This window comes from Sulfuricurvum sp. (genome assembly GCF_041651515.1).
GTDB lineage: Bacteria > Campylobacterota > Campylobacteria > Campylobacterales > Sulfurimonadaceae > Sulfuricurvum.
On the sequence record NZ_JBAZJF010000003.1, the window covers coordinates 393,765 to 419,149 of the forward strand.

The following is a 25,385-nucleotide window of genomic DNA, read 5'->3' on the forward strand; positions in this document are numbered from 1 at the left end:
TAGTAAATTAATGAGATGTATTATAACAAGTTCATCCAAGCCTCTTAAGATAAATTCACTATAATTGCAAAAAATTCCCTCAAGGATCACATTCATGTTCGGACGTAAAGAACTTAAAACCTACACTCCTACCGCTGAAGAGCTAGCAAGTTACCAATGGGCAAAAATGACCACAGCCAAAGGGGTTATGTGGATCAAATTGTATAACGATGAGACCCCAAACACCGTTGCAAACTTCGCAGCACTCGCAAACGACGGGTACTACAACGGCCTTAATTTTCACCGTGTAATCCCAGGATTCATGGCACAAGGCGGCTGTCCTCACGGCACCGGTACCGGCGGCCCGGGTTGGGCGATTCCGTGTGAAACAGCGCTTAACACGCACCGTCACGTAAAAGGGGCTCTTTCTATGGCTCATGCAGGACCAAATACCGGAGGAAGCCAGTTTTTTATCTGTTTCGTAAGCACTCCGCATCTTGACGGCGTTCACACGGTATTCGGCGGTATCGAAGCGGATGATGCAGAATCCATGGCGGTTCTTGACAGTATCCAAATGCGCGACACTATCGAATCTGTAGAGATTTTAGCTTCTCGCGACTAATTATGCTCGTACATATCTGTTGCAGCGTCGATTCTCACTTCTTTATCGAGAAACTGCAGCAGGAATTCCCCGATGAAAAACTCGTCGGGTTCTTCTATGATCCCAATATCCACCCTTACAGCGAATACCGACTCCGTCTTCTCGATGTAGAACGAAGCTGTAAAAAACTGGGGATTGAGCTGATAGAGGGTGAATACGATTTTGAAAACTGGATAGACGCCGTCCGAGGTTTGGAAAAAGAACCGGAAAAAGGAGCGCGCTGTGAAGTGTGTTTTGATCGTCGTTTCGAAGTAAGTGCCCACAAAGCGATTGAACTGGGTGAGTCCACTATGACCACCACCCTCCTCGTTAGTCCCAAGAAATCTCAAGAACAGCTTATCCGAAGCGGTGAGGTGTTTGAAGCCTCACACGGCGTCAAATTTGTCGCGTTTGACTACCGTAAAAACAACGGAACTGCCGATCAGGGACGGGTTGCCAAAGAACAGCAACTCTACCGTCAAGACTATTGCGGCTGTCTCTATGGTCTTAGTATGCAGCGTGATCAGCAACATAAATTGATGGATGAGATGTTCTCACCTCTAAGCTGCCAGATTCTCCCTGCCTCGATCGAAGAGAGGCTGGAACTCTATACCCGCCGCAATGAACTCGAAAAGCAAGGCATCCCCTATCGCATACTCAAAGAACGGTTTTACAACTATCGTCTGATGCGTGCCTCCGTAAAAGTACTCAACACGGTTATCCCGTCCTATCCCCTCTTTTACTCCACCATCAACCGCCTCGCCATCGAGGGAAAAATCGATTTTGAGATTAACGGACAGTTTTTTCTTAACCGTGAAGAGGTACGATTTATCACCCTAGACACCTTCAACACCCTCAGCGAATCATCGTACAAAAATACGAAAGAGCTCATGTTTAATGCTCCCTCTGTCGAAACCGAAATAGTTTTGCGCACACAACTAACCGATAGCCCTTTTAACACCTCAGCGATCATCGTGGTCGATGTAATCCCCACTGAAAAAATCTCCCTTTTGTTAGAGACAAAAACATACGACGATACGAGAGAAAAACTTATTCGTTTGGAATTAGCCTGATTTTGTTATAATCTTCGCAATAAAAAACCGGTATCTTTAGTAGGAGGGAAGTGTAAATGACAAAAATTGATATTTTACAAAAACTCTCTCAAGAAAAAGAATACCTCCAAAAAACCTATGAAGTTGATAAAATCGGACTGTTTGGAAGCTATGCAAAAGATATGCAAACACCTGAGAGTGACATTGATATTTATGTCGAATTTAAACACAAAACCTTCGATAATCTAACAGGTCTCTGGAACCATTTAGAAGAGTTATATCATACAAAAATAGACTTATTACACAAACACAAAAGAAGCAAAGGGGCTATCTTCGAAAGTATCCAAAAAGAGGTAATCTATGGATAAAGCCCCTACTGCTGAACTTTTAGACTTTATCCTTGAGAGTCTGCGATTAATCAAGCGAAGATTTAGCGGCATTGCTTCGAGTGATGATTTTCTAGACAGCGATGAGGGGCTAGATAAACTCGATGCCATATCCATGCGATTGCAGTCTATCGGGGAAGCGTTAAAAAATTTGGATAAATGCCAACAAGAGCTACTACTCATGGTTGCCAACAAAGAGTATTGGAATAAAATCATTCGAACGAGAGAGATTTTAACCCATCACTACATCGATATTGATGCAGAGACTATTTATATGATCTGTGATGAAAAGTTAGAAGAATTAGAGCAAAAAATTTTAAAACTTCGAGAATATTTAAAATAGTAAAGATTGAATAACTGACCCCTATATCTCGTGACAATAAAAATGAAGATTAAGTACCTACCCCTTTCCTTTTCAGAGCTTTGGAACGAGTAAAAAAGTTTATTTAAGAATAAATTGGCATTATTCCTTAAAATTACTATAAGGATATTAATGGCGCCGAGAGCAACCAATAACGGGTTTACAAAATTCTTTAATAGTATCACATGGAAGATAGTCGCTTTTTTGATTCCATCAACGATTTCAATTGCTACATTCATATTAGTCTATCTTAAACTACCAGACGAAATTGCTACATTTGTAAAAAATACTAACGAAACTCATGATAATGTAAGTGCTATTGCCTGTACTTTAAAAGACAAAATTGCAGGTGGACAAGATATAAATGTTGGGGTCAGTAAAAGGGCTATTGATGGACAAGCCATTTTATTGACGAATAGTGATTTGCCATACATTCAGGGACAGAGTATCATTTTATATAATCCTGGCAGTAACTACAAGCCAAGAGTTAAATTGTTAATATCAGTAGTTGAAGAGCCAAGCACGCCTGCCGAGGAAGATGGCAAAATTCAAATGTATATCAATAAAAAAACAGTTTCCATGATGGATTACAACTTTCATGAAGGATCTAAAAAACTAAAAATTATGGCTTATGAGAATGGTGAAAACGAAAAGCGTTAGCAAGAGGGGTGTTAAAAAATAAAATCTCGTATTCCACCCTCATTTTTCCCCTATGCCATCTTAACCGCCTACTTTTTAACCACCTCTAGCACAGACCTTGCACTATAATGTCTGTATGGAAACTTTACTACTAACCATCTTTTTAACCGTTGCCATTTCAACGGTTCTCAACATCATCCTAAAACGGTTTGGAATCTCCCATATCATCGGCTATATCGCGACGGGAACGATCATCAGCTACCTGTTTGGATTCAACGGGGACGGAATCGATTCGCTCAACCTCATCGGTGAATTCGGGATCGTATTTTTGATGTTTACCATCGGGTTGGAACTGAGTCTGGAAAAAATCAAAAAGATGAAAGAGATCCTCCTTACCAACGGTCTGCTGCAGGTCCTGTTCAGCGTCGTAGTGATTTTTATCCTCTCCCATTTTCTTTTTCGTCTCGATTTCAACACCTCTTTGATCATCTCGTTGGCGTTTTCCCTCTCCTCCACCGCCATCGTCCTCACCTATCTCAAAGAGTCCAAGGACATCCACACCCCTTATGGGCAAAAATCGATGGGAATTTTGATTTTCCAAGACCTCGCGGTGATTCCGATTTTATTGCTCATCACTTTTTTGTCCAACGACACCCTCTCACTGGGAGAAGTCATCGGCAAAACAATCCTATCTGCCGCTTTCGTCGTTTTGTTTATGTTTACTATAGGGGATAAAATCGTTAATACCCTCTTGCAGTTTTCGGCTAAAACGGAACTCGAAGAACTCTTTTTGGGCTCGGTATTCTCCATCCTCATCGGAACGTCACTGCTTGCACACAGCATGGGGTTTACCTACTCCTTGGGAGCTTTTATCGCCGGGATGATCATCGCCGATACCCGTTTTAACGTCAAAGTCGAATCGGACATCGCCAGCTACAGAGATCTCCTTCTCGGAGCCTTTTTCTTCGGGGTGGGAACGAAAATCAATATGCTCTATTTTGCTGAAAACATTCACATTATAATTTTTGTTTTCATTTTTGCGATGCTTTTTAAAGCGCTCGTTATTTATGCGATCATACGGCGTAACTCCGATAAGAACACCTCAGCTAAGACAGCTCTGTCCCTCGCACAAATCGGGGAGTTTTCCTTTGCCGTTTTTGCTTTGGCAGGGGCACAAAAACTGATCAGCGAAGAGATGGCAAGTTTTTTGATTTTGGTGAGTGTTATCTCGATGATTCTAACCCCGTTTATTATCGGAAATATCTATAAACTCTCCTCCTACTTTGAAAAAGAGTTTTACGAATCCGACGTCATCACCCCTATCGAACGCCAGGATCATATTATTGTTGCCGGATTTGCGATGCTTGGAAAAATTGTTGCCGCTTCGCTGCAATCCAAAGGGGCAAACTTTGTCATCATCTCCGATAACTTGAAACATGTTTTACATGCGAGAAAGCTCGGCTACATGGCGTACTTCGGGCACTTAAACAAACTCCCGGTTTTAGAGTCGTTGATGGTAAAAGAGGCCAAAGCGATCATCATTACCATGAGCAGTGAACAAAACCGACGCCTCATCAGCGAAGCGGTACTCGGCTATGACAACGAAGCCCATATCATTGTCAAAATCGACAGTGTAGAAGAACGAAAAAGCATGAGGGACTTACCGGAGTTGGAATTTGTGGATGCCAGTTTTGAAGTAGCAGATCTTCTTGTACAACGGGCATTTAAAAAGTAGTTGTCAGAGGATTAAAATTCATTATTATTAATTAACCATTTTTGAGGTAAAATTGGGGGATTTTTTACCCAAGGTGCTTACTAACATGATAGATGTCGTTCAAATTCAAAAAATTTTGCCTCACCGTTTTCCTTTTCTCTTGGTTGACAGAGTAACGTCTCTTACGCCCAATGAATCCCTTATCGGCTTTAAAAACGTCACTATTGGCGAACAAATTTTCGAAGGTCACTTCCCGGGGCATCCAATCTATCCGGGTGTTATGATCCTAGAGGGGATGGCTCAAGCCGGAGGAATTCTCGCATTTCAAAGCATGGACATGACCGAAGAGGAAGCAGCACACAAGGTGGTCTATTTCATGAGCATCGACGGTGCGAAGTTCCGTGCTCCCGTCCGCCCGGGAGATCGTCTCGAATATCGTATGAATGTGGTTAAACATAAAGGATCTATCTGGGTTTTAGAAGGAAAAGCGTATGTCGATGACACTCTTGTTTCCGAAGCAGAACTCAAAGCCATGATCGTTGATAAGTAAGCGAGCAGGTATGAGTAACATATCTCCACTTGCCCACATCGAAGAGGGTGCCATTATCGGTGAAGATGTCGAAATCGGACCTTTTTGTTTTATCTCCGGTAAAAGCAAAATAGGACGCGGGACAAAAATTGCCGCCAGTACATGTATATACGGTAATACCACCATCGGTGAATACAACGACATCTTTTCACACGCCGTACTCGGGTCGGTACCGCAAGATTTGAAATACGCGGGTGAAGAGGTTGAACTTATTATCGGCGATTACAATAAAATCCGTGAGTTTACCCTCTTTAATCCCGGAACAGCAGGGGGCGGGGGCAAAACCGTTGTCGGTTCACACAACCTGTTTATGGGGTATGTTCATTTAGGGCATGATGTGATCATCGGCGATCATTGTATCCTCGCCAATGCCGCCACCTTGGCAGGGCATGTCGAAATGGGTAATCATGCCGTCGTCGGCGGTATGACCCCCATCCACCAATTTGTCAAAATCGGCGATTACGCGATGATAGCCGGAGCTTCTGCCCTATCGCAAGATGTTCCCCCTTATTGTCTTGCAGAGGGAAATCGTGCAGTATTGCGCGGGCTAAATCTCAACGGTCTTCGCCGTCATATCGAGCGCCAAGACATCGACGCATTGCGCGCTGCGTATCGAGAACTGTTTGAATCGGGCAAACCGCTTCAAGAGAGTGCAACAGCACTTTTAGAGAGTGCTTCAAGTGAATATGTACGTAATCTTTGTACATTTATTATCAACACAAAACGGGGCATCCCCTTTGAAAGGAGTCAATCATGATACACCGCCATTGTAGCTTTTGCGAGGCACAGGAGAGCGATCACAATCCTCTTATTGCCGGCAACAATGTTTATATCTGTAAAAACTGTGTCTTCTCGGCTTATAAAATTATGTTCGGCGACAATGAAGCCGATTCAAAAGCTGCTGCCGCACACGCCCATACCGAGTTGTTAACCCCTAAAGAGCTCAACGCCTTTTTGGGTCAGTACATCATCGGCCAGAACAGAGCACGCAAGCTCCTCTCTGTGGCCGTATACAACCATTACAAACGAATATTTAAACACGCACACGTTGATGATGATACCGAAATCGCCAAATCCAATGTCTTGCTCATCGGACCGACCGGTAGCGGTAAAACCCTGATGGCACAAACCATTGCCCGTGTTTTGAATGTACCTATCGCAATCGCCGATGCAACCAGCCTCACCGAAGCAGGGTATGTCGGTGAAGATGTCGAAAACATCCTTACCAAACTTCTTCAGGCCGCGGATGGCGATGTTGAACGGGCTCAGCAGGGGATCGTATTTATTGATGAAATCGATAAAATCTCCCGTATGAGCGAAAATCGCTCTATCACCCGTGATGTCTCCGGAGAAGGGGTTCAACAAGCCCTACTGAAGATCATTGAAGGGGCTGTCGTCAATATCCCTCCCAAAGGGGGACGAAAACATCCGAATCAAGACTTCATCCAAATCGATACCTCTGGAATCTTATTTATCTGCGGCGGTGCATTTGACGGTCTTGGACAAATCCTTGAGCGCAAACAAGGGAAGAATGTTATGGGATTCGGTCAAGATAAGCACAGTACTGCCGATATCAATGACAGTTTTGAAAATGTTGAACCCGATGATTTGGTCAGTTACGGTTTGATCCCAGAACTTATCGGACGTCTTCCTATTATTGCTTCTTTAAATAAAATTACCGAAGAAGAGATGGTTCGTATCCTGACCGAACCTAAAAATTGTCTCATAAAACAATACACCAAACTCTTCGCCATCGATGAGGTAGAACTCTCATTTGAAAAAGAAGCGCTGAATGCCATTGCATCCAAGGCGCTTGCACGTAAAACCGGAGCACGTGGACTTCGTGCTATTCTCGAAGAGATCATGGGTGAAACCATGTACGAGCTTCCTGAATACAGCGGTTATGAAGTACTCATTACCAAAGAGGTTGTTGAAGAGGGTTCTACCCCCGTCTACATCAAAAAACCCAACCAAAAAAGTGCATAGGACAAATAATGTTATTTAATAAATTAATCGGTATGTTTTCAAACGATCTCTCTATCGACTTAGGGACAGCCAATACCATCGTTATTTCTAAAGGCAAAGGGATCATTATCAATGAACCCTCCGTCGTTGCGGTAAAAACCGAGAAATACGGTCAACAAAAAGTCCTTGCCGTAGGGCGTGAAGCCAAAGAGATGGTGGGGAAAACTCCGGGGAATATCAAAGCAATCCGCCCGATGAAAGACGGTGTTATCGCCGATTTCGATATGACCGAAAAAATGATCCGACGTTTTATCGAAAAAGCACACGGTCGTACCACACTCATCAGCCCACGTATTATTATTTGTATCCCTTACGGTCTAACACAGGTTGAACGCAAAGCGGTTCGTGAATCGGCAATGAGTGCAGGGGCGCGTGAAGTGTATTTGATTGATGAACCGATGGCAGCCGCTATCGGTGCGGGAATCGATATTCGTGAACCAAAAGGAAATATCGTTGTTGACATCGGAGGGGGTACGACTGAAATCGGCGTTATCTCCCTCGGTGGGTTGGTACTGTGTCGTTCTATCCGTGTAGCAGGGGATAAAATCGACCGCGGGATCATGGATTACGTCAAACGCAAATACAATCTTCTGATCGGTGAACGTATCGCTGAAGATATCAAAATTAATATCGGTACGGCTATGCCGCTTGCTCAAGAGCTTAAAATGATCATTAACGGTCGTGACCAAGTAGAAGGACTTTTAACCTCTCTTGAACTTTCCAGCGAAGATGCCAGAGAAGCGATGCGCGATCCCCTTAAAGAAATTCTTGAAGCAATCCGTGATGTACTTGAAAATATGCCTCCTGATCTTGCCGGTGACATTGTTAACAACGGAGTCATCCTTACCGGTGGCGGGGCATTAATCCGTCAACTTGATAAATATCTCTCTGAAATTATTAAAATTCCGGTGTATGTTGCCGACGAACCATTATTATGTGTTGCACGAGGGACAGGACGTGCCCTAGAAGAGATTGATCAACTCCACGAACTTTTCGACAATGAATAAACAAAAGCTTTTTCTTCTCCTTTTTATCGCTTTAGTGATAGGAGGAGCCCTCTATTTTACCAATCTTTTTCAATCCCCTATACTTTACCTTACCCATGCGATCAAATCGACCTACCTTGATGGAGTAGAATCGATACAAAACGGGTTTAATGAACACTTTAAGCAACAAGCAACCATTATCGATTTACGCAAAAAAAATCAATACTACGAAAAAGAGCTACTAACTCTTCACCAAGTTGCCGATGAGTATCGCAATATCATACGTGAAGAAAACAGTACCATTGCCATTGAGCCCCATATCGACTTAGTCCGTGCCCTTTCGTATGTCCGTTTTGGTGATCCTCATAAGCTTTGGATAGAGATGGACCATTTTGATCCTAAACGGGTTTATGGATTACTCTATCGAGGATATGCTGCAGGTATTGTTGTCTCAAAAAATAATCGCCCTATTGCCTTGCTTAACGGTGACCTCAAAAGTTCCTATGCGGTTAATATCGGCGCATCTGTTGCTCCTGGCATTGTAAGAGGCAATAATACACGCCGTCTTATCGTCGAGTTTATCCCCACATGGATCCCGATTTCTGTCGGAGACGAAGTACTCACGTCCGGATTGGACCGAATATTTCTATCCGGATTAAAAGTGGGAAAAGTGGTCTCGATTTCCAGAGCCCAAGGATATCAAAGTGCCGTGGTAGAACCGTACTTCTACGGTAAGAATCCTGCCTATTTCCATCTAATTCGCGAGGTCAGATAATCGGATTTTAAGTGCCTTTCGACTATAATAATAAAATTTTTGTAAGAAGGGTCACAATGCCAAAACGCGAAGACATCAAAACGATATTACTCATCGGATCAGGCCCGATCGTCATCGGTCAGGCATGCGAATTTGACTACTCTGGGACACAAGCGGTTAAAACGCTTAAAGAGTTGGGATATCGCGTCGTTTTGATTAACTCAAATCCGGCGACGATTATGACTGACCCGGAATTCGCCGACCGCACCTACATCGAACCGATAAAACCTGAAATCATTGCCGAAATTATCAAAAAAGAAAACGTTGACGCTATCCTGCCGACCATGGGAGGACAGACTGCCCTCAATGCTGCAATGAAAATGCATGAACTTGGGCTGCTGGAGGGGATCGAATTTCTCGGTGCCAATCCCAGTGCCATCAAAAAAGGGGAGGATCGCCAAGCATTCAAAGAGTGTATGGTGAAAATCGGAATGGACTTGCCAATCTCCCGTTATGCTTATAACATGGAAGAAGCAATGGCGGCTGCCGAAGCAATCGGTTTTCCTATCATCATCCGTGCATCCTATACCCTCGCCGGCGGTGGAAGCGGTGTTGCGTACAATATCGATGAGTTTAAAATGCTTGCTCAACGCGGACTTGATGAATCTCCGATCACAGAAATATTGATCGAAGAGTCACTTCTGGGATGGAAAGAGTACGAAATGGAAGTTATCCGTGACCGTAACGATAACTGTATCATCGTCTGTTCCATCGAAAATTTCGATCCAATGGGTGTCCATACGGGAGATTCTATCACCGTTGCCCCTGCCCTCACCCTCACCGATAAAGAGTACCAACGTATGCGTGATGCGTCATTCGCGATTTTACGTGAAATCGGTGTCGATACGGGTGGATCGAACGTTCAGTTCTCCGTCAATCCTGAAACGGGACGTATGATTGTTATTGAGATGAATCCTCGCGTATCGCGTTCATCCGCCCTTGCATCCAAAGCAACCGGATATCCGATCGCCAAAGTGGCAACCTTGCTTGCCGTCGGGTTTACCCTTGATGAAATCACCAACGATATCACCGGAACCCCGGCAGCTTTTGAACCGGTTATCGACTACATCGTTACTAAAATTCCTCGTTTTACCTTTGAAAAATTTCCTGAAGCCGAGTCTACCCTCACTACCAGTATGAAATCGGTCGGAGAAGTCATGGCTATTGGCCGTACCTTCAAAGAATCAGTACAAAAGGCACTCTGTTCTCTTGAAACCGGTCTTAGCGGTTTTGATCCAATCAACGGAGATTTGGAATTTGTTAAGCACGAAATCCGCCGTCCTAATGCAGAACGTATCCTCTACGTCGGACAAGGTTTCCGCATGGGGCTTTCCAAAGAGGAAATTTTTGACCTCTCCAAAATCGATCCATGGTTCCTGACCCAAATCGAAGAGATTATTGCTCAAGAGCCTCTTATCTCTGTAGCAACACTAAAAGATGAAGTACAACTTCGTCGCCTTAAGACCGAAGGGTTCTCCGATAAAAATATAGCCCGTCTCGTAACCAAAAACGGCGGAAATGCAAAAGAAAATGATGTCTATGATGCACGTAAAGCCTTGGCAATCGCATTTGAATACAATGAAGTTGATACCTGTGCGGCAGAATTCGGTTCATTGACCCCGTATCTCTATTCCACCACCAATATTACCCGCCTCGGACTTCAGGCACCGCGCAAAAGTGACAAGAAAAAAGTGATGATCCTAGGCGGAGGACCTAACCGTATCGGACAGGGGATCGAGTTCGACTACTGCTGTGTTCATGCCTCTTTCGCCCTTAAAGAGATGGGGATTGAGACCATCATGGTCAACTGTAATCCCGAAACGGTCTCTACCGACTACGATACGTCCGATGTCCTCTATTTCGAACCGATCGATTTTGAACACATCCGATCCATCGTCGAAGTAGAACAGCCTGATGGAATTATCGTCCATTTTGGAGGACAAACTCCCCTCAAACTGGCCAACGGGCTCCATGCTATCGGTGCTAAAATCGCCGGGACTTCGGCGGAAGTGATCGATTTGGCAGAAAACCGTGAAAAATTCTCGGCATTTGTCGTAGAACAAGGTCTAAAACAACCGGAGAACGGCATGGCTATGACCAAAGAGCAAGCCTTCAAAGTTGCCGAAGAACTAGGTTATCCGGTTCTTGTCCGCCCTTCGTATGTTTTGGGTGGACGTGCAATGCGTATCGTTTACAACGAAGATGAACTTCGTACGTATATGGACGTTGCCGTATCGGTCAGCAATGATTCTCCCGTTTTGGTCGATAAGTTTCTTGACCAGGCGGTAGAACTCGATGTCGATGCGATCACCGATGGAAGCGAAGTGTATATCGGTTCGGTAATGCAGCATATTGAAGAGGCAGGGATTCACTCCGGTGACAGTGCATGTTCACTCCCTCCGGTAAGTCTCAGCGCTTCTCTTCAAGCCGAGGTTGAACAACAAACCAAAAAAATTGCATTGGGGCTTGGAGTCATCGGGCTTCTTAATATCCAATACGCAATTTATCAAAATGAAGTCTATTTAATCGAAGTTAATCCCCGCGCATCCCGTACCGTACCGTTTGTTTCCAAAGCAACCGGAATGCCGCTTGCCAAAGTCGCTACCCGTGTTATGCTCGGAGACAGTTTGCGCAATGCGTTGAAATTCTATGACAATTACGACATCGTTATGGAAGAAGACGGCTTGCTCAAACCGCGACTTAAAGGTCACGTAGCGATCAAAGAGGCTGTGTTCCCGTTCAACAAACTCTACGGTGCCGACTTGGTTCTCTCTCCGGAGATGAAATCAACCGGTGAAGTTATGGGTATCAGCCAAAATTTCGGTATTAGCTTTGCAAAAAGCCAGCTTGCAGCAGGAAATAAAATTCCAACCTCCGGAACCTGTTTCCTCTCGTTCATCGAAATGGATAAAGTCCATGCCCCTGAGATTGCACGCGGTCTTCATGCACAAGGGTTTAAACTGGTGGCAACTCGAGGCACCCAAAAGATTATTGAAGAAGCAGGGATTCCGTGTGAAGCGGTTCTCAAAATTTCCGAAGGACGCCCAAATATTGAAGACGTTATGAAAAACGGCGAAATTTCTCTTGCTATCAATACTTCCGATAATAAAACATCGAAAAAAGATGCCGAACAAATTCGTCAAATCGTTCTACGCATGGGAATTCCCTATTTCACAACACTCAGTGCAGCACGTGCTGCTATCGAAGCAATGGGACATATGAATGATGATACCTGGATGACTCCGGGTGCCCTTCAAGACTACCTTCGCTCCTAAATAATGAAAGTTCTCCTCGCCCAAACCGATACAACGGTCGGATTTCTCTCGCAAGATCCCTTGCGGCTCCGAGAGATCAAAGGGCGTGATGAGACAAAACCTTTTTTAAAAGTTTTCTGCGATTTCAAAACCCTTACTCAACACACCCGTATCCCTATGAAACATAAACGGCTCGTCAGATATGCTCGGAAAACTACTTTTATTGTCAAGAATCAAGCTTTCCGTTATGTTGATGATCCTTCTCATGCTGCTCTAGTAGAAGGTTATGGTTGGCTCTATTCTACCTCTGCCAATCCAACCGGTCAATCGTATGAAGAAGATTTCTGTACCCGAAATGCCGATTGGATTGTTGAAGATAATCGCGGATTAAGTGAACAATCCCCCTCTAGAATTCTCAAACTCGGTCAACACCGTTTTCTAAAATTACGTTAAAGGAATCTGTATGAAACAATTTATTAGTGCAAAACATGCCTACATGGGAACGATGGGATTAATTGTCCTCAGCGCCCTTAGCGGCTGTCAAAGCGCCCCTGAAGAGAATCAAGCCACAGAGGGGAAAAATAAATTTTTGGTTGTCGAACAACAGCCCAACGGTAAATTTGTCGTTATAGAAGAGGCTCCGACCGATGGTCCAAGTCACGCTATCATACGCTCGACCGATGAAAACGGTACCGTAACGGAACGTGTCATGAGTGAGGCGGAGATGAAAGAACTCGCCGATCAAGAGTATAAAAAAATGCAAGAGGGAAAATCGGAACTCAATGCGGAACCTCATAGCGAAGGGATGGGGCTTGGTGGAACGATTCTCGCTGCTGCCGGGGGAGCCTTGCTGGGTAATATGATCGGAAATGCATTGATGAATAACTCCAATTTCCGTAAAAATCAAGATGCTTCCAACCGCTCCGCATATCACCGCTCTGCAGGTGGTATGAGTTCTTCTGCCGCTTCAGGGACTCAGAAAAAAAGCTTTTTCGGCGGCTCTTCAGCGAAGAGTACCAGCGGCGGCGGATTTTTCGGAGGATGAATATGATAACACTTGAAACAATAACCCCTATAAACGACACCATTTTAGAAAATATGGGATTTGCTTGGCATACCGATAGTGACGAGAGTAAATACATTGCCGATCAGCTGGTGGTTGTTAGCGATGCCGAAGCAGAAGCGTACTACGAAGCGGTCAATGAACTCTACGATATGTATGCCACTGCCGCACAGCATATCATCGATAACAATCTCTTCTTCGATCTTGGTATCCCTTTTAACCTCATCGATGCCATCAAAAAAAGTTGGGAAAACGATGTCCATTGGCACCTCTACGGTCGGTTTGACCTTGCCGGAGGAATCGGTGGAGCACCGATAAAATTGATCGAATTTAATGCCGATACCCCTACCTCCCTCTTTGAAACCGCTATTTTGCAATGGGCACTCCTCAAACACAACCGTATGGATGAAGAACGACAGTTCAACAACATCTATGAAGCAATCAGTGACAACTTTCGTCGTCTCGTAACCTTGTTTGATGATCCGGAGACTTTCGAACAGCACTACGACGGATGGAAAATCCTTTTCAGCTCCATAAGCGGTAATATCGAAGAGGAGCAGACCGTTCGTCTACTCCAGCAAATGGCGATCGATGCCGGATTTGAAACCGGATTTGAACCCATCGGCGCCGTAAAATTTGATGATGAGGGGATCTATGACAGCAATGAAGAGCCGTATGAGTATTGGTTTAAACTTTTCCCTTGGGAAGATATTGCGATTGAAGAACCGGAACTGGCTACGATGCTCTCCACGATTATGAATAATCAAAAAGCGATTATTATCAATCCGGCCTACACCCTACTCTTCCAATCCAAAGGAATGATGAAAATATTGTGTGACCTTTTCCCAGATTCACCGTATCTTCTTAAAACCTCATTTGAACCGCTCAAAGGAACTGCATACGTAGAGAAACGGATGTTTGGACGAGAAGGGGCAAATGTACGTATCGTAGATGCATCGGGAACAACACTCGAAGCCAACGACGGACCGTACGGAAATTTCAAACCAATCTATCAAGAATACGTCGAATTTCCCAAAGATTCCCAAGGCAACAGCTATCAGGCAGGGGTATTTTTTGCCTATGAAGCATGCGGACTCGGTTTCCGCCGAGGAGGTAAAATTTTGGGGAATATGTCCAAATTCGTCGGACACGTGCTGCGTTAGCGTATCTCTTTTTGATTCCAGTGTGCTTGGAGCGCATTGGAGATATTCATCAAGGAAAAAGTAACCATAAAAATAAGCAACCCCGGAAAAAAACTCACCCACCATGCGATATCAATAACCTCTTTACCGGTACTGAGAATACTCCCCCAGCTCATTTGCGGTGCGGTAATTCCAAGTCCTAAAAACGAAAGCCCAGACTCAGCTAAAATTGCCCCACCTACTCCAAATGTAAAGCTCACCAAACAAATAGGGGCAAGAAGCGGAGCATAATATTTGAAAATAATTTTGAGCGGATGCACCTGTGCCATATGAAGAATACGAATATAGGGGTTGGCACTGATTGCAAAGCTCTCAGAACGGATTAATCGTGCAGTCCCCATCCACCCCGTTATGGACAAAATCAGGATCAGAACCCAGACCGAAGCATTCACGTAACTCACCAAAGTTAATAATAAAAAAAGGGTCGGAAAGGTCAAAAATATATCAACCACAATAATAAAGAGTTTGTCAAATCCTCCACGCAATAATGCAGCACTTACCCCATAGAGTAACCCAATCAAAGTTGCAATAAGCGCACTGACAAAACCGATGATTAAAGAGACTTGTCCCCCCTCCATCATGCGTGCCAAAAGATCACGGCCCAATCGATCGGTACCAAACCAATGGGAGGATGAAGGGGGGAGTAAAATTGCATTGGCATCTAAATATAGGGGATCACAATGATAACCCAAAGGGCCCAGAAAAGAAAAAAATATTACCCCAAGCAACAGGGCAATACTGGATTTAGCCATCAGGCCTTGATGCCTAAAAGTGTAGTCATCATTTGATCAATTGTCGTAATCACTTTTGCTGAAGCTCCATAAGAGGTTTGATAACGGATCAAATTTGCCATCTCTTCATCCGTATTTACTTTACTGATTGAATCTTGCTCTTGTTTGATCGCATTGTATTGCGCGGTAATAGAATCATTTGTGCTAATTGCCGAATTGGTTGCCGTCCCTACTTTGGTAACCATAGCGTCATAATTTCCATATATGGTATCACTGGACGTCGTTAACCCATTCGAAAAATCAACCGAAGAAAATTGGAGATTTACCATATCCAACGCTGTTTGATTATCTCCACTGACGGGTACTTTAAATCCATTAATTTGGGTGGAATCGTTTTTAAGAGCCGCATTCAAACTGATTGTTTTTGCATCTTGTCCATCAAAAAATCGACTAACTCCGGTTACGCCGGCAAAATTGGTACCGTTATCTTGAATAGCAAATTTATATCCCTGAGCAGCATACGTTGCAGACAAATTCAAACTAAACGTATTCGACGGAGTTGTAAATGCCGGATTTAGAATACTGTTAATATCATTTAACGCATTGTTATCTTTATTATCATCTTTTTGAGCTTTTAGCTGTTGAACAATACTATTGGGTGTACCATCCGGAAGCAAATTCGTTGCCGCTGCATTATCCATAACGGTAGCAGCATTGATGGTAATAGTACGCCGTGCTGTCTCGTTACCATTAATATCGTAGGCTACCACATCAAACGTACCGGCTTTGAAATTTTGTCCTGTGCTGAGCAGTGACTCGTTATTTGAAAATGAGAGGGGGTTTGAACTCATCTGCGTGGTCGCACTTTGCGCGTACAAATTATTGCTTGATTGAATCAACCCTTTGGCAAACGTGTCCATATTGTTGATTGTATCTTGCAAGATTCCATCTTGAAACTCTCCGTTCGAACCGATGGTGGTCCCTCTCAACTCTAATAATGCCCCTACTTTTCCTCCGGTAATATTTTGGCTAAAAGGGATTTTTGTACCGTCTTGACGCTGATAATAGAGATCGTTGTAACCGTTTTTGCCCGAGTTGTCAATTCCTATAGGATGAAAACTAGCTCCGTCAACAATGTTGAAACCTCCGATTTGCATCGTATATGTTCCATTATTGATCGCAATATTACTATCCACACCATTATTAGTTGTAATTTGCCCGTTTAATGCTTTGGCACCTACTAGATTAGACATCGTTAGCTCAAGCTGACTACGCTGATCCCGAAGATCATTAGCATTATTAGCTCCACCGGCTTCAGCTATACTAATGGACTTATTCAGTCCGGCAATTTGTTGAGCGATTCCATTCACTTCATTGATATTAGAAGCGACCTGATCATTTAAAGACTGTTGAAGAGCAACAACCTGCGAACGCGTTTGATTAATATGTTGGGTAAGTGTTTGCGTTTGCTGAGATAAAGCAACTTTTTGTGCCACATTACCCGGATTACTTGCAAATGACTGCCATGAATTAAAATAATTCTGCAAATCATTTTTGATGCCGTTATTTTGAAGATCCGGAAAATAAGTAGAAAGTTCCTGCAGATTACTTTTTAACGTATCTGAATTCGATTTATTTTGAGAGGCTACAGAATATCTATTAAATGTAAACTGATCAAAAATACGTGCTATTTGAGTAATCTGTGTCCCATTACCCCGTTGACCCGGATCAATACTGATCGGCATGGCCTCAGCAGTCACTACCCGCTGTCGGCTGTACCCTTCAGTATTAGCATTCGAAATATTATGCCCCGTTGTATCTATACCGACTTGTGCAGCATTTAGACCGCTGTACCCGATACCTAATGCATTAAATATTGATGCCATATTATGCTCTTATTTCCAAAAGTGATGCTTCACCGGATGCCACTTTTTGATATCCCTGCATATGTGTCGGAACAATTCGCTCCAACAAGGTATTATAAAAAGATCCGACACTCAGTACCATTTTTGCGTAATGTTGATTTACCTCTCGCAAGGAAGAGAGATGTGCTTTGAGACTGTCGAGCTGCTGATGTTGTTCACTATCTAAAAGTTCTGAAAGAGGTTTGGCCGGATTGCTGGTCATCAATTTGGATATCTCATGGTCAATCATCGCTTTTTTATGTTCAAAACTTTTGATTTTTTCTTCTTTGATTGAAAGACGTTCAAACTGAGGATTGTGATTCGCTTCTCGAATATCTTCTATATCTTCTTGCGAGAGAGAGATTAAGGTATCAAGATCTTTTATGGCACTTTGCAACTGATAGGACAACATCATATACTCCTGCGTGTTAAGTTAGCTCTTGCGCGATACGCTTAGCCAACGATTCAATATCGACACGATATTCACCTTTTTCAATCGAGCTTTTAAGCTGATCAATTCGGCTTGTGTCACCTTGTTTGGTAATAGACTGCATGGATCTCTCCTGCTCTTTAGTTTTTACTGACGGCTCTTGGTATGAGCTTCTGATGAGTGAGCTATTCACACTTGAAATCATGGTGAATCCTTATTATCCGTATATGATGTATACACGCTATATCGGCAAGAATTACCAAAAATTTAGTTTTTCACCCCTTTTTGACTCAGGCTGTCAAACAACATTTGCGAAAACCCAAATCCTCCCGCACTTGCATTTGAAAGTTCATCACGATACATCGATTTAAAAATCTTATCTCCTGGGTCATTCGCACCGGTAAAAAGATTTTTTTCATCTTTCATCGCTTCATCCAGCATCATTTTGATAATGATCGCTTCAAATTGATCCGTTTTTTCCCGTAATGCCGTATTGGATTCTTTGGTTCCTAGCACAGGCATAGCTTTTTGATACTGTACATTTGAGATATCCATTAAATAACCTCTAAATCAACTGAGATCGCACCGGCACTTTTCATAGCCTGTAATATATCAATCATCTCTTTAGGGCTAGCGCCCATTTTTTGGAGAGATCGGACGATATTAGCCACGGTTGTCGTCCCTTTTTGAGTATACACTTCGTTTTCATTCAAGCCGATAACCAAACTTTTATCCATACTGACACTTCCGGCAGGTTTAGACACAGTATCTTGTGCCAATATCTTAACGGTAATATCTCCTTGGGTAATCACAACCGGCTTAACCTCAATATCCACGCCAGCTACAATAGTACCGGTTCGCTCATTGATAACTATTTTAGACTCGGGTACATAATTAATATCAAGATTTTGGACTTCTGCCAAAAATTCAACCATTGTTCTGTTTTTAGGAAGTTTCAAGCTGATGGTACGAGGATCAATCGCAACGGCTATCGAATCTTTGTAGCGAGTATTAATCACATTCTGAATTGCCACGGCATTGTTTAAATTTGATGATTTGAGAGAAAGCGTCGCATTTTCCTGATGAATCATATCTTGCTCAATTTCACGCTCGACCAATCCACCGCCATATACGATACCGGCAGTAGGATGCGATTCTATACGGACGCCCTTTCCATTGATTCCGCCGATACTCACCGGCCCTTGAGCAAGAGCATAGATTTTTCCGTCTACCCCTTTAAGCGGAGTCATAAGAAGTGTCCCCCCCTCGAGTGATTTTGCATCACCGATAGAAGATACGGTTACATCCAATGCATCTCCCTGTCGGGAATAGGGTGCAAACTTTGCCGTTACAACAACTGCGGCGGAGTTTTTAGACATAATATCAACAGAATTCATACCAATATTCATCGCTTTAAGCATGTTGGCGATGGATTGGAGGGTAAATTTAGAGGTGGTACCGTCTCCGGTTTTTTTCAAACCGACCACAAGCGAATATCCAATGATCTGATTATCACGAACTCCGACGATATTTGCCACTTCACTTACGCGTGTCGCCCATAAACTGCCGAAAAGCATCACTAGTACTACAAAAATTCTCATGCTCACCCTTTGTAATTACAGAGGTTAAAGCAAATGCTATTCCAAACTAAGCATAATAACTGAGTGTCGTTTTTCCAAATTTTTTGGCTTTAATACGGTTAAATACCCCTATTGTCTCTGGAAGTTCCAAGGTGCTCATATGTTCTATGATAAATAGCGTAACTAATGATTGAGGAAAAGAGGCGATAAGATCAATGGTTTTATCATAAATAGCCTCCATCCCCTCACGATATGCAAAGGGTGGATCAACGTACACAAATGCGCTCTCGCCAAGGTTTTCAAGCCGTTTTTTTACTTGAGAAATAGTGGCAAAGCTGTCCCCTTCTACCACTTCACACGCACTTGGATCGGTTTGGGAAATATTGGTTCGCAATGTTTTAATCGCATCACGATCTTTTTCCATAAAAATAATTTTTTTTGCCCCTCGACTCAAAGCTTCCAAGCCGATCGATCCGCTCCCTGAAAAAACTTCGACAACGACCGAATCAATGATATCAAACTGAATGGTATTAAAAAACGACTCCAGAACAATCGCTTTGGAACTGCGTGTTGTCTCTTTGGAAGGGAGACGGAGGGTTTTACCTTTAAAACGTCCCGCTACAATTTTTTTGGTAATAGTCTCATTATTTTTCATAAAATGCCCGAATTGCTTTGAGGATATTCGCTTGGTATTCTTGCGTTAATTTATCGATGTGGCGTTCAAGTATCTCAAAACTGACACCCTCTTGCGTATTGTCTTGAAACGACTTTGTTTCCATCGCAAGAATAGGAGATATTTTACCTTTTTCGATCGTTTGAGCCAGGGCATGAAAAAGTTCCGCTTTTGAAAAAGGCTTGATCAAATCCGACCCCTCTTGCGTACCGATGATAAAAGTTGGATGTTCGTCATCTCTGATATTTTTATCTCGGATAAGGATGTCACAATGCCGATATGAAGTAAGATGACCCTCTAAAAAAAGCTCCAATGAACGTTGCAGTAAAGGGGAATCGCACTGAATAGCTACTTTCAAAAACACTCCCTTTACTTAATTATTCAGTATTTTAGCATAGTTTATTTTACATCAACTTGCATATCTGTGACTTAACACATTCGTAACAAATTAATACTTTTAAGGTTATAATATAATAAAATAGTATCGGACCGTCCTAAATATAAATGAAGGGGCTCTCTAATGATCAACAATATTTTGTTATTAAAAGACAAACGTGTCCTATTTTGTGACGATGACGCGGTCACCCGAACCCAAATCATCGAGGTACTTCAAATGCTTTTCGGCCAAGTCTATTCTGCGCAAAACGGGGAAGAGGCCTATCAACTCTACCAAGATGAATCGCCCGATATCATCCTAACCGATATTAAAATGCCCAAAAAAGACGGCTTAGCTCTCATTAAACTAATACGCCAAAACGACTACAATCTTCCTATTATATTAATGACCAGTTTCGCCGAACAAAATTTGCTCGTAAGTGCCGCGAATCTCTCTATCGACGGATATCTAGTCAAGCCCGTTAATCTAGAAAAACTCACAACTGCGCTGGCCAAAGCGATGCAGCGCACCCATAAAGAGATAGGGTTAATTCCACTGGCGCATAAACTTTTTTACAATGCGGCGACCAAAGAGCTTTATCATAACGGCATCGTTGTAGAACTCGGAAGTAAAGAACAAGAATTACTGGTCTTGCTGATAAACAACCGTCATAAAACCGTAACCAAAGAGGAGATCGAAAAAAAGCTATGGCCGCTTGATCCGATATGTGAATCCGGCATCAAAAATATCATCCTCCGATTGCGTAAAAAACTGGGTATCAACATTATCGTCTCAGTAAGAGGGATCGGATACCGACTTGATGCCCCAAGATCCAGTATATGACACTTCACCGTTCCCTCAGCATCTTCCTAGCCATCTCTGCCGTTCTCCTCTTCACTCATATTGGCTATCCAATCACATTCGCACTCCATTTCCTAATGGAAATCGCTTTAATCGCCGCAATTGCTCTTTTGATCATCCTCACCTATAAAATCAAATCACTCGAAAATGAACGGGATAGTGCACTGAAAAAACAAAGAGCCGATTCCAAAGTTCTCTTTTTAAACTCACGCTATACCTCGATGGGTGAAACCGTCGGTAACATCGCCCATCAATGGAAACAGCCGCTCAATGCGATAGGAAGTATTCAAAATAATATTAAAGCTACTCTGATTTTTCAAGGGGAAATTTCCAAAGAAAAACTTCTGAATTCAGTTGACACCAGTTTTAAACTTCTCCAGCATTTAGCCGAAACGATTGATACGTTCTACAGCTTTTTATCGCAAAAAAATAATGCGAATAGAAGTTTTTTAATTGCTGATGAATTTGAGACCATACGAAAAATAACGGAATACTCATTTGAGAACAGTCGGATCAATCTAAACTTTAAGTTGGATGTCAATCCGACGATAAAAGGGAATCCAAATGAGTTTACGCATGCGATACTCAATCTAATTCTCAATGCCAAAGATGCGTTTGACGAAGCACCCCATGACGCAGCCACCATCACCGTCCACGTTAGAGGAGGAGAAAAAAACTGTACTATTACCGTCACGGACAATGCAGGAGGCATCCGTATACAACCGGTTGAGATGGTTTTTGACCTTCATATCACGACCAAAGAATCAGGCTCCGGACTGGGGCTGTTTATGACCAAAAATATCATTGAAAATCGCTTCGGCGGCACCATCACTGTCAAAAACAATAAAGACGGAGCATCCTTTAAAATTGACTTGCCCTATTCACAATACGATGAATATTTTGCCGATACGGTAACATCGGATGAACGGCTGAGCTTGGAGCGAATCAATCAACTTACCCACAAAATTATCGAACTTGAAGAACTCGAAAAAACACTCATAAAATGGGCCGATATTTTTAAACAGGCCCAGTGGGGTATTGCGATGCATGTCGGTAAAAGCAATACATTTGAACTCACCAATGCCGCGTTTCACAAACTATACGGCTATACCACCCAAGAGATGAGCAAGCTAAGCGTCCCCGATCTCTTTGCCTCCGAATCGCTGCCTATCCTTCCTATGATTCAAAAAGAGGCGTTTGAAAAAGGGTACGTTGCTTTTGAATCGATTCACAAGCGTAAAGATGGTTCCACCTTTCCCGTATCGGTTGAGTTGATCGTTATCAAAAATGAAGAGGATGAGATCCTCTACCATATCGCCAATATCTGGGATTTGACACAGAAAAAAGAAGCAGAAGATCGACTGATGCTCAAAAAATTTGCCCTTGATCATATCAAAGATGCCGTATTTATGATCGATGAGAATGCCCGTTTTCACTATGTTAATCAGGGAGCTTGCGCGTCATTAGGATATACCAGTGAAGAGTTTGAGGGAATGAACGTCGGCGATGTCGACCCCGACTGGCCTAGAGAACGATGGTTGGAGCACTGGAATGAGCTCAAACAACAGGGGAGTTTCACGATGGAGCTACGCCACAAACGCAAAGACGGAACCCTCTTCCCCGTCGAGGTGAGCGCCAACTTTATCGAATACAACGGCAAACATTACAATATGGCGATTGCACGGGATATCACGGAGAGACTGCAGCTCGAAGAGCAAAAAGAGAATCGTCGTATTCGGACTATCACTGAAAACTCTCCCGATATCATCGTCCGTTTTGATCTCGAAGGTCGCCGTACCTACGTCAATCCCAAGGCAGCACAACTCTTTTCTATCGATACGCTAGGGAAAACGCTTAGCGATGTCACTCCGGTTATAAACAAAGAATTTTTTGCGGAAAATCTGAAAAGTGTTATCCGTACTAAACAAGAAATATCTTTTGAAACTGCCTATATCGATGCTTCCGGTAAAAATGGATGGGCAGATATGCGTATGGTTCCTGAATTCGGCAGTGACGGGACTATCAACAGCGTCCTCTCTATCGGACGCGATATAACCGGGCGAAAACATGCCGAAGAAGTGTTGGCGCTCAAAGAACGCGAATTCCGCTCTTTGGCGGAAAATACCCCCGACAATATCGCTCGCTGGGATGCTAATGGAGGATATCTCTATATTAATCCTGTGCATGAGCGGACATTAGGCATCTCTCTTGTAGAAGCAGTCGGCAGTTATATTCCGGAAAGTCATATAGAAGTTAAAGCAGCTATCGCACAGGTAGCCACAACAGGACAAACGATAATCGTTCACCAATTGGTGCCGGGTGAGAACGGCGAAATGGAGATACATGATGTCACATTAGTACCCGAAAGAGATGACGATGGAAAAATCATCAGCATACTGGGAATCGGCAGAGATATGACCGACATCTATCGCCTACAAGATGAGATTACGTCCAGAGAGGCGCAATTCCGTACCTTGGTCGAAAATCTCCCAGATAATGTCATCCGTTACGATACTCAATCCCGTTCCGTCTATGTAAGCCCAACTATGGCGCGTGTAGTTGGAGATGATGCCGTAGCAATAATAATTGGCAAAACACCTAGTGAAATCGATCAAAATTCTTTGGAAGCAGAGCGTTATCAGCACGCATTGGAACAAGTCATGGCCACAGGGGAAATGGAAGAGATTACCATTGATGTACCTTTACCGTTTGGAGAGATGCAAGTGCACCAAATCCGCTTCGTTGCCGAACGGGATCATATGGGTGAAATATGCGGAGGGCTAGCAATCGGCACCGACATCACCAAACGAAAACGTGCCGAGGAGGCGCTGCAATCCAACAGAAACCTCCTTCACGCAATCTTAGAGAGCTCTCCGGGGGTCGTTACCTTTGCACTCGATAAAGATTATCGGTACATAGCGTTTGATTCAAAACACGCTGTTGTAATGAATACGATATTCGGCATAGAGATAGCTGTCGGGATGAATATGCTGGAAGCTATTCCTTCTGATACCGACAGAGAAATTGCAAAACGGAACTTTGATCGAGCGCTAAGCGGCGAAAATTTCATCGCCGAAGAGGAGTATGGTAATGAGAGGCTCTCACGCAAATACTGGCAGATACACTATGCCCCTGTCCGCTCCGAAACGGATGAGATTATAGGACTTACCTGTTTCAATGTTGACATTACCCAGCGCAAAGAGCTAGAGGCTCTTTTACAAAAAGAGCATACCTTCCTCATCGATGCACAACGCGTCGCCCATACCGGCAGCTGGCATCTGGATATAAAAAATGATGTACTCACATGGTCGGATGAAACCTATAAAATATTTGAGCTTGACAAAGAGAGCGTAACCGATCTACACAAAACTTTCTATGAGTGTGTTCACCCTGACGATCGAGAGATGGTAAATGCCCCTTATTTAGAGTCCCTGAATACGAAGATTCCCTACCAAATAGAACACAGAATTGTTATGAGTGATGGTAGAATCAAATATGTTATAGAGAGATGCGAACACACCTACGACAATGACGGTACCCCTCTGTACTCGATAGGAACCGTACAAGATCTTAGCGAACGCAAACAAACTGAAGAGATCATTAAAGAACTCAATAATACCATCGAAAAACGGGTACGAGAGCGAACGGCTCAGTTTCAGGAAGCGGTCACTACGCTTCATCGTGAAATCAACGATCGGAAAATACGTCGATGATTTCCCCGATGACGAGAGTGTGCGCAAGAGTATTGTAAAATATGACCGCTGTGTAAAATCGCGTGAAATGATCGAAGAGATAGCAGAACTGGATTTACCAATCGGACGAAAACAATTCTGCTCGACGCTGATACCGATAAAAGATGAGACGGGCCGAGTATGCCGCATCATCGGTCTGGCAAAAGACATTATGGAAGCAGCAAAATAAATTTTGGTCATATATCAGTCTCGTATATTACCAAATAGTTACCCCATATATGACCATTTAAATGGTAAACTGGATATAATGAATTGTCATAAAAAAGGTACATTAATGTTTTTTGGAAATAAGCAAGAAGTAGAGCGTGCTGTTAAGCCACTCTATTCAAAAATAGAAGAGTTAGAACAAGATATAAGTACCCTTAGAGGCGAAA

Annotated in this window: 26 protein-coding genes; 18 read left to right on the forward strand and 8 right to left on the reverse strand. The window is 43.2% G+C overall.

Annotated features, from left to right (window positions below):
* Window positions 1-94 precede the first annotated feature (94 nt).
* From WC407_RS07655 to WC407_RS07725, 15 genes are all read left to right on the forward strand, one after another.
* Window positions 95-601 (forward strand): peptidylprolyl isomerase, encoded by a 507-nt coding sequence (locus WC407_RS07655; protein WP_373022017.1) that lies wholly within the window; start codon window positions 95-97, stop codon window positions 599-601.
* Window positions 602-603: 2 nt separating this feature from the next.
* A complete protein-coding gene (locus tag WC407_RS07660) occupies window positions 604-1,692 on the forward strand; it encodes an epoxyqueuosine reductase QueH (RefSeq protein WP_373022018.1) in 1,089 nt (362 codons plus the stop codon).
* A gap of 56 nt (window positions 1,693-1,748) precedes the next feature.
* On the forward strand, window positions 1,749-2,039 hold the full coding sequence (locus WC407_RS07665) for a nucleotidyltransferase family protein (RefSeq protein ID WP_373022019.1): 291 nt from the start codon (window positions 1,749-1,751) through the stop codon (window positions 2,037-2,039).
* On the forward strand, window positions 2,032-2,400 hold the full coding sequence (locus WC407_RS07670) for a DUF86 domain-containing protein (protein WP_373022020.1): 369 nt from the start codon (window positions 2,032-2,034) through the stop codon (window positions 2,398-2,400). The genes WC407_RS07665 and WC407_RS07670 overlap by 8 nt, the downstream gene beginning before the upstream one ends.
* 150 nt (window positions 2,401-2,550) lie before the next feature.
* Window positions 2,551-3,078, forward strand: coding sequence for a hypothetical protein (locus WC407_RS07675; protein ID WP_373022021.1), 528 nt, complete (start codon window positions 2,551-2,553; stop codon window positions 3,076-3,078).
* Window positions 3,079-3,193: 115 nt separating this feature from the next.
* Window positions 3,194-4,792, forward strand: coding sequence for a cation:proton antiporter (locus tag WC407_RS07680; protein ID WP_373022022.1), 1,599 nt, complete (start codon window positions 3,194-3,196; stop codon window positions 4,790-4,792).
* Between the two features lie 85 nt (window positions 4,793-4,877).
* Window positions 4,878-5,321: a 3-hydroxyacyl-ACP dehydratase FabZ gene (gene fabZ / locus WC407_RS07685; protein ID WP_373022023.1), complete on the forward strand. Its 444-nt coding sequence runs from the start codon at window positions 4,878-4,880 to the stop codon at window positions 5,319-5,321.
* A gap of 10 nt (window positions 5,322-5,331) precedes the next feature.
* Complete coding sequence (gene lpxA / locus WC407_RS07690; RefSeq protein WP_373022024.1) at window positions 5,332-6,117, forward strand: acyl-ACP--UDP-N-acetylglucosamine O-acyltransferase; 786 nt, start codon at window positions 5,332-5,334, stop codon at window positions 6,115-6,117.
* Window positions 6,114-7,346: an ATP-dependent Clp protease ATP-binding subunit ClpX gene (gene clpX / locus WC407_RS07695; RefSeq protein WP_373022025.1), complete on the forward strand. Its 1,233-nt coding sequence runs from the start codon at window positions 6,114-6,116 to the stop codon at window positions 7,344-7,346. The genes lpxA and clpX overlap by 4 nt, the downstream gene beginning before the upstream one ends.
* 8 nt (window positions 7,347-7,354) lie before the next feature.
* Window positions 7,355-8,392, forward strand: coding sequence for a rod shape-determining protein (locus WC407_RS07700; RefSeq protein WP_373022026.1), 1,038 nt, complete (start codon window positions 7,355-7,357; stop codon window positions 8,390-8,392).
* Window positions 8,385-9,146 carry a rod shape-determining protein MreC gene (mreC, locus tag WC407_RS07705; RefSeq protein WP_373022027.1) on the forward strand — a complete coding sequence of 254 codons (762 nt, stop codon included), beginning with the start codon at window positions 8,385-8,387 and terminating at the stop codon, window positions 9,144-9,146. Before WC407_RS07700 ends, mreC begins: the two co-directional genes overlap by 8 nt.
* Window positions 9,147-9,202: 56 nt before the next feature.
* On the forward strand, window positions 9,203-12,460 hold the full coding sequence (gene carB / locus WC407_RS07710) for a carbamoyl-phosphate synthase large subunit (protein ID WP_373022028.1): 3,258 nt from the start codon (window positions 9,203-9,205) through the stop codon (window positions 12,458-12,460).
* Window positions 12,461-12,463: 3 nt separating this feature from the next.
* Entirely contained in the window at window positions 12,464-12,892 is a 429-nt protein-coding gene (locus WC407_RS07715; protein ID WP_373022029.1) for a Sua5/YciO/YrdC/YwlC family protein, read from the forward strand.
* 10 nt (window positions 12,893-12,902) lie between these two features.
* Window positions 12,903-13,484: a hypothetical protein gene (locus tag WC407_RS07720; RefSeq protein ID WP_373022030.1), complete on the forward strand. Its 582-nt coding sequence runs from the start codon at window positions 12,903-12,905 to the stop codon at window positions 13,482-13,484.
* A 2-nt stretch (window positions 13,485-13,486) separates the two neighbouring features.
* Window positions 13,487-14,665, forward strand: a complete 1,179-nt coding sequence (locus WC407_RS07725) for a glutathionylspermidine synthase family protein (protein ID WP_373022031.1) — start codon at window positions 13,487-13,489, stop codon at window positions 14,663-14,665.
* Here WC407_RS07725 and WC407_RS07730 read toward each other — a convergent pair.
* The 8 genes from WC407_RS07730 to WC407_RS07765 form a co-directional block, all read right to left on the reverse strand.
* On the reverse strand, window positions 14,662-15,456 hold the full coding sequence (locus tag WC407_RS07730; RefSeq protein ID WP_373022032.1) for an ABC transporter permease: 795 nt from the start codon (window positions 15,454-15,456) through the stop codon (window positions 14,662-14,664). The genes WC407_RS07725 and WC407_RS07730 overlap by 4 nt on opposite strands.
* Window positions 15,456-17,321, reverse strand: coding sequence for a flagellar hook-associated protein FlgK (flgK, locus tag WC407_RS07735; RefSeq protein ID WP_373022033.1), 1,866 nt, complete (start codon window positions 17,319-17,321; stop codon window positions 15,456-15,458). Before flgK ends, WC407_RS07730 begins: the two co-directional genes overlap by 1 nt.
* Window position 17,322: 1 nt before the next feature.
* On the reverse strand, window positions 17,323-17,751 hold the full coding sequence (locus WC407_RS07740) for a hypothetical protein (RefSeq protein ID WP_373022034.1): 429 nt from the start codon (window positions 17,749-17,751) through the stop codon (window positions 17,323-17,325).
* Between the two features lie 16 nt (window positions 17,752-17,767).
* A complete protein-coding gene (locus tag WC407_RS07745) occupies window positions 17,768-17,974 on the reverse strand; it encodes a flagellar biosynthesis anti-sigma factor FlgM (protein ID WP_373022035.1) in 207 nt (68 codons plus the stop codon).
* A gap of 62 nt (window positions 17,975-18,036) precedes the next feature.
* A complete protein-coding gene (locus WC407_RS07750; protein WP_373022036.1) occupies window positions 18,037-18,324 on the reverse strand; it encodes a hypothetical protein in 288 nt (95 codons plus the stop codon).
* On the reverse strand, window positions 18,324-19,370 hold the full coding sequence (locus WC407_RS07755; protein ID WP_373022037.1) for a flagellar basal body P-ring protein FlgI: 1,047 nt from the start codon (window positions 19,368-19,370) through the stop codon (window positions 18,324-18,326). Before WC407_RS07755 ends, WC407_RS07750 begins: the two co-directional genes overlap by 1 nt.
* Before the next feature lie 46 nt (window positions 19,371-19,416).
* The gene (rsmD, locus tag WC407_RS07760; protein ID WP_373022038.1) at window positions 19,417-20,004 is read right to left on the reverse strand and encodes a 16S rRNA (guanine(966)-N(2))-methyltransferase RsmD; all 588 of its coding nucleotides are present in this window, start codon (window positions 20,002-20,004) and stop codon (window positions 19,417-19,419) included.
* On the reverse strand, window positions 19,994-20,380 hold the full coding sequence (locus WC407_RS07765) for a hypothetical protein (RefSeq protein WP_373022039.1): 387 nt from the start codon (window positions 20,378-20,380) through the stop codon (window positions 19,994-19,996). Before WC407_RS07765 ends, rsmD begins: the two co-directional genes overlap by 11 nt.
* 162 nt (window positions 20,381-20,542) lie before the next feature.
* On the opposite strand from WC407_RS07765, the gene WC407_RS07770 reads away from it, so the two are divergent.
* The 3 genes from WC407_RS07770 to WC407_RS07780 are packed head-to-tail and all read left to right on the forward strand — an operon-like array spanning window position 20,543 to window position 25,180.
* Window positions 20,543-21,241: a response regulator transcription factor gene (locus WC407_RS07770; protein ID WP_373022040.1), complete on the forward strand. Its 699-nt coding sequence runs from the start codon at window positions 20,543-20,545 to the stop codon at window positions 21,239-21,241.
* Complete coding sequence (locus WC407_RS07775) at window positions 21,238-24,972, forward strand: PAS domain S-box protein (protein WP_373022041.1); 3,735 nt, start codon at window positions 21,238-21,240, stop codon at window positions 24,970-24,972. Before WC407_RS07770 ends, WC407_RS07775 begins: the two co-directional genes overlap by 4 nt.
* Window positions 24,941-25,180 carry a hypothetical protein gene (locus tag WC407_RS07780; RefSeq protein ID WP_373022042.1) on the forward strand — a complete coding sequence of 80 codons (240 nt, stop codon included), beginning with the start codon at window positions 24,941-24,943 and terminating at the stop codon, window positions 25,178-25,180. The genes WC407_RS07775 and WC407_RS07780 overlap by 32 nt, the downstream gene beginning before the upstream one ends.
* Window positions 25,181-25,385: the final 205 nt, after the last annotated feature.

Excerpts from the sequence above, each read along its gene's own strand:
- WC407_RS07655 (WP_373022017.1), top strand. The coding sequence starts at position 95 with ATGTTCGGACGTAAAGAACTTAAAACCTACACTCCTACCGCTGAAGAG.
- WC407_RS07660 (WP_373022018.1), top strand. The coding sequence starts at position 604 with ATGCTCGTACATATCTGTTGCAGCGTCGATTCTCACTTCTTTATCGAG.
- WC407_RS07665 (WP_373022019.1), top strand. The coding sequence starts at position 1,749 with ATGACAAAAATTGATATTTTACAAAAACTCTCTCAAGAAAAAGAATAC.
- WC407_RS07670 (WP_373022020.1), top strand. The coding sequence starts at position 2,032 with ATGGATAAAGCCCCTACTGCTGAACTTTTAGACTTTATCCTTGAGAGT.
- WC407_RS07675 (WP_373022021.1), top strand. The coding sequence starts at position 2,551 with ATGGCGCCGAGAGCAACCAATAACGGGTTTACAAAATTCTTTAATAGT.
- WC407_RS07680 (WP_373022022.1), top strand. The coding sequence starts at position 3,194 with ATGGAAACTTTACTACTAACCATCTTTTTAACCGTTGCCATTTCAACG.
- fabZ (WP_373022023.1), top strand. The coding sequence starts at position 4,878 with ATGATAGATGTCGTTCAAATTCAAAAAATTTTGCCTCACCGTTTTCCT.
- lpxA (WP_373022024.1), top strand. The coding sequence starts at position 5,332 with ATGAGTAACATATCTCCACTTGCCCACATCGAAGAGGGTGCCATTATC.
- clpX (WP_373022025.1), top strand. The coding sequence starts at position 6,114 with ATGATACACCGCCATTGTAGCTTTTGCGAGGCACAGGAGAGCGATCAC.
- WC407_RS07700 (WP_373022026.1), top strand. The coding sequence starts at position 7,355 with ATGTTATTTAATAAATTAATCGGTATGTTTTCAAACGATCTCTCTATC.
- mreC (WP_373022027.1), top strand. The coding sequence starts at position 8,385 with ATGAATAAACAAAAGCTTTTTCTTCTCCTTTTTATCGCTTTAGTGATA.
- carB (WP_373022028.1), top strand. The coding sequence starts at position 9,203 with ATGCCAAAACGCGAAGACATCAAAACGATATTACTCATCGGATCAGGC.
- WC407_RS07715 (WP_373022029.1), top strand. The coding sequence starts at position 12,464 with ATGAAAGTTCTCCTCGCCCAAACCGATACAACGGTCGGATTTCTCTCG.
- WC407_RS07720 (WP_373022030.1), top strand. The coding sequence starts at position 12,903 with ATGAAACAATTTATTAGTGCAAAACATGCCTACATGGGAACGATGGGA.
- WC407_RS07725 (WP_373022031.1), top strand. The coding sequence starts at position 13,487 with ATGATAACACTTGAAACAATAACCCCTATAAACGACACCATTTTAGAA.
- WC407_RS07730 (WP_373022032.1), bottom strand. The coding sequence starts at position 15,456 with ATGGCTAAATCCAGTATTGCCCTGTTGCTTGGGGTAATATTTTTTTCT.
- flgK (WP_373022033.1), bottom strand. The coding sequence starts at position 17,321 with ATGGCATCAATATTTAATGCATTAGGTATCGGGTACAGCGGTCTAAAT.
- WC407_RS07740 (WP_373022034.1), bottom strand. The coding sequence starts at position 17,751 with ATGTTGTCCTATCAGTTGCAAAGTGCCATAAAAGATCTTGATACCTTA.
- WC407_RS07745 (WP_373022035.1), bottom strand. The coding sequence starts at position 17,974 with ATGATTTCAAGTGTGAATAGCTCACTCATCAGAAGCTCATACCAAGAG.
- WC407_RS07750 (WP_373022036.1), bottom strand. The coding sequence starts at position 18,324 with ATGGATATCTCAAATGTACAGTATCAAAAAGCTATGCCTGTGCTAGGA.
- WC407_RS07755 (WP_373022037.1), bottom strand. The coding sequence starts at position 19,370 with ATGAGAATTTTTGTAGTACTAGTGATGCTTTTCGGCAGTTTATGGGCG.
- rsmD (WP_373022038.1), bottom strand. The coding sequence starts at position 20,004 with ATGAAAAATAATGAGACTATTACCAAAAAAATTGTAGCGGGACGTTTT.
- WC407_RS07770 (WP_373022040.1), top strand. The coding sequence starts at position 20,543 with ATGATCAACAATATTTTGTTATTAAAAGACAAACGTGTCCTATTTTGT.
- WC407_RS07775 (WP_373022041.1), top strand. The coding sequence starts at position 21,238 with ATGACACTTCACCGTTCCCTCAGCATCTTCCTAGCCATCTCTGCCGTT.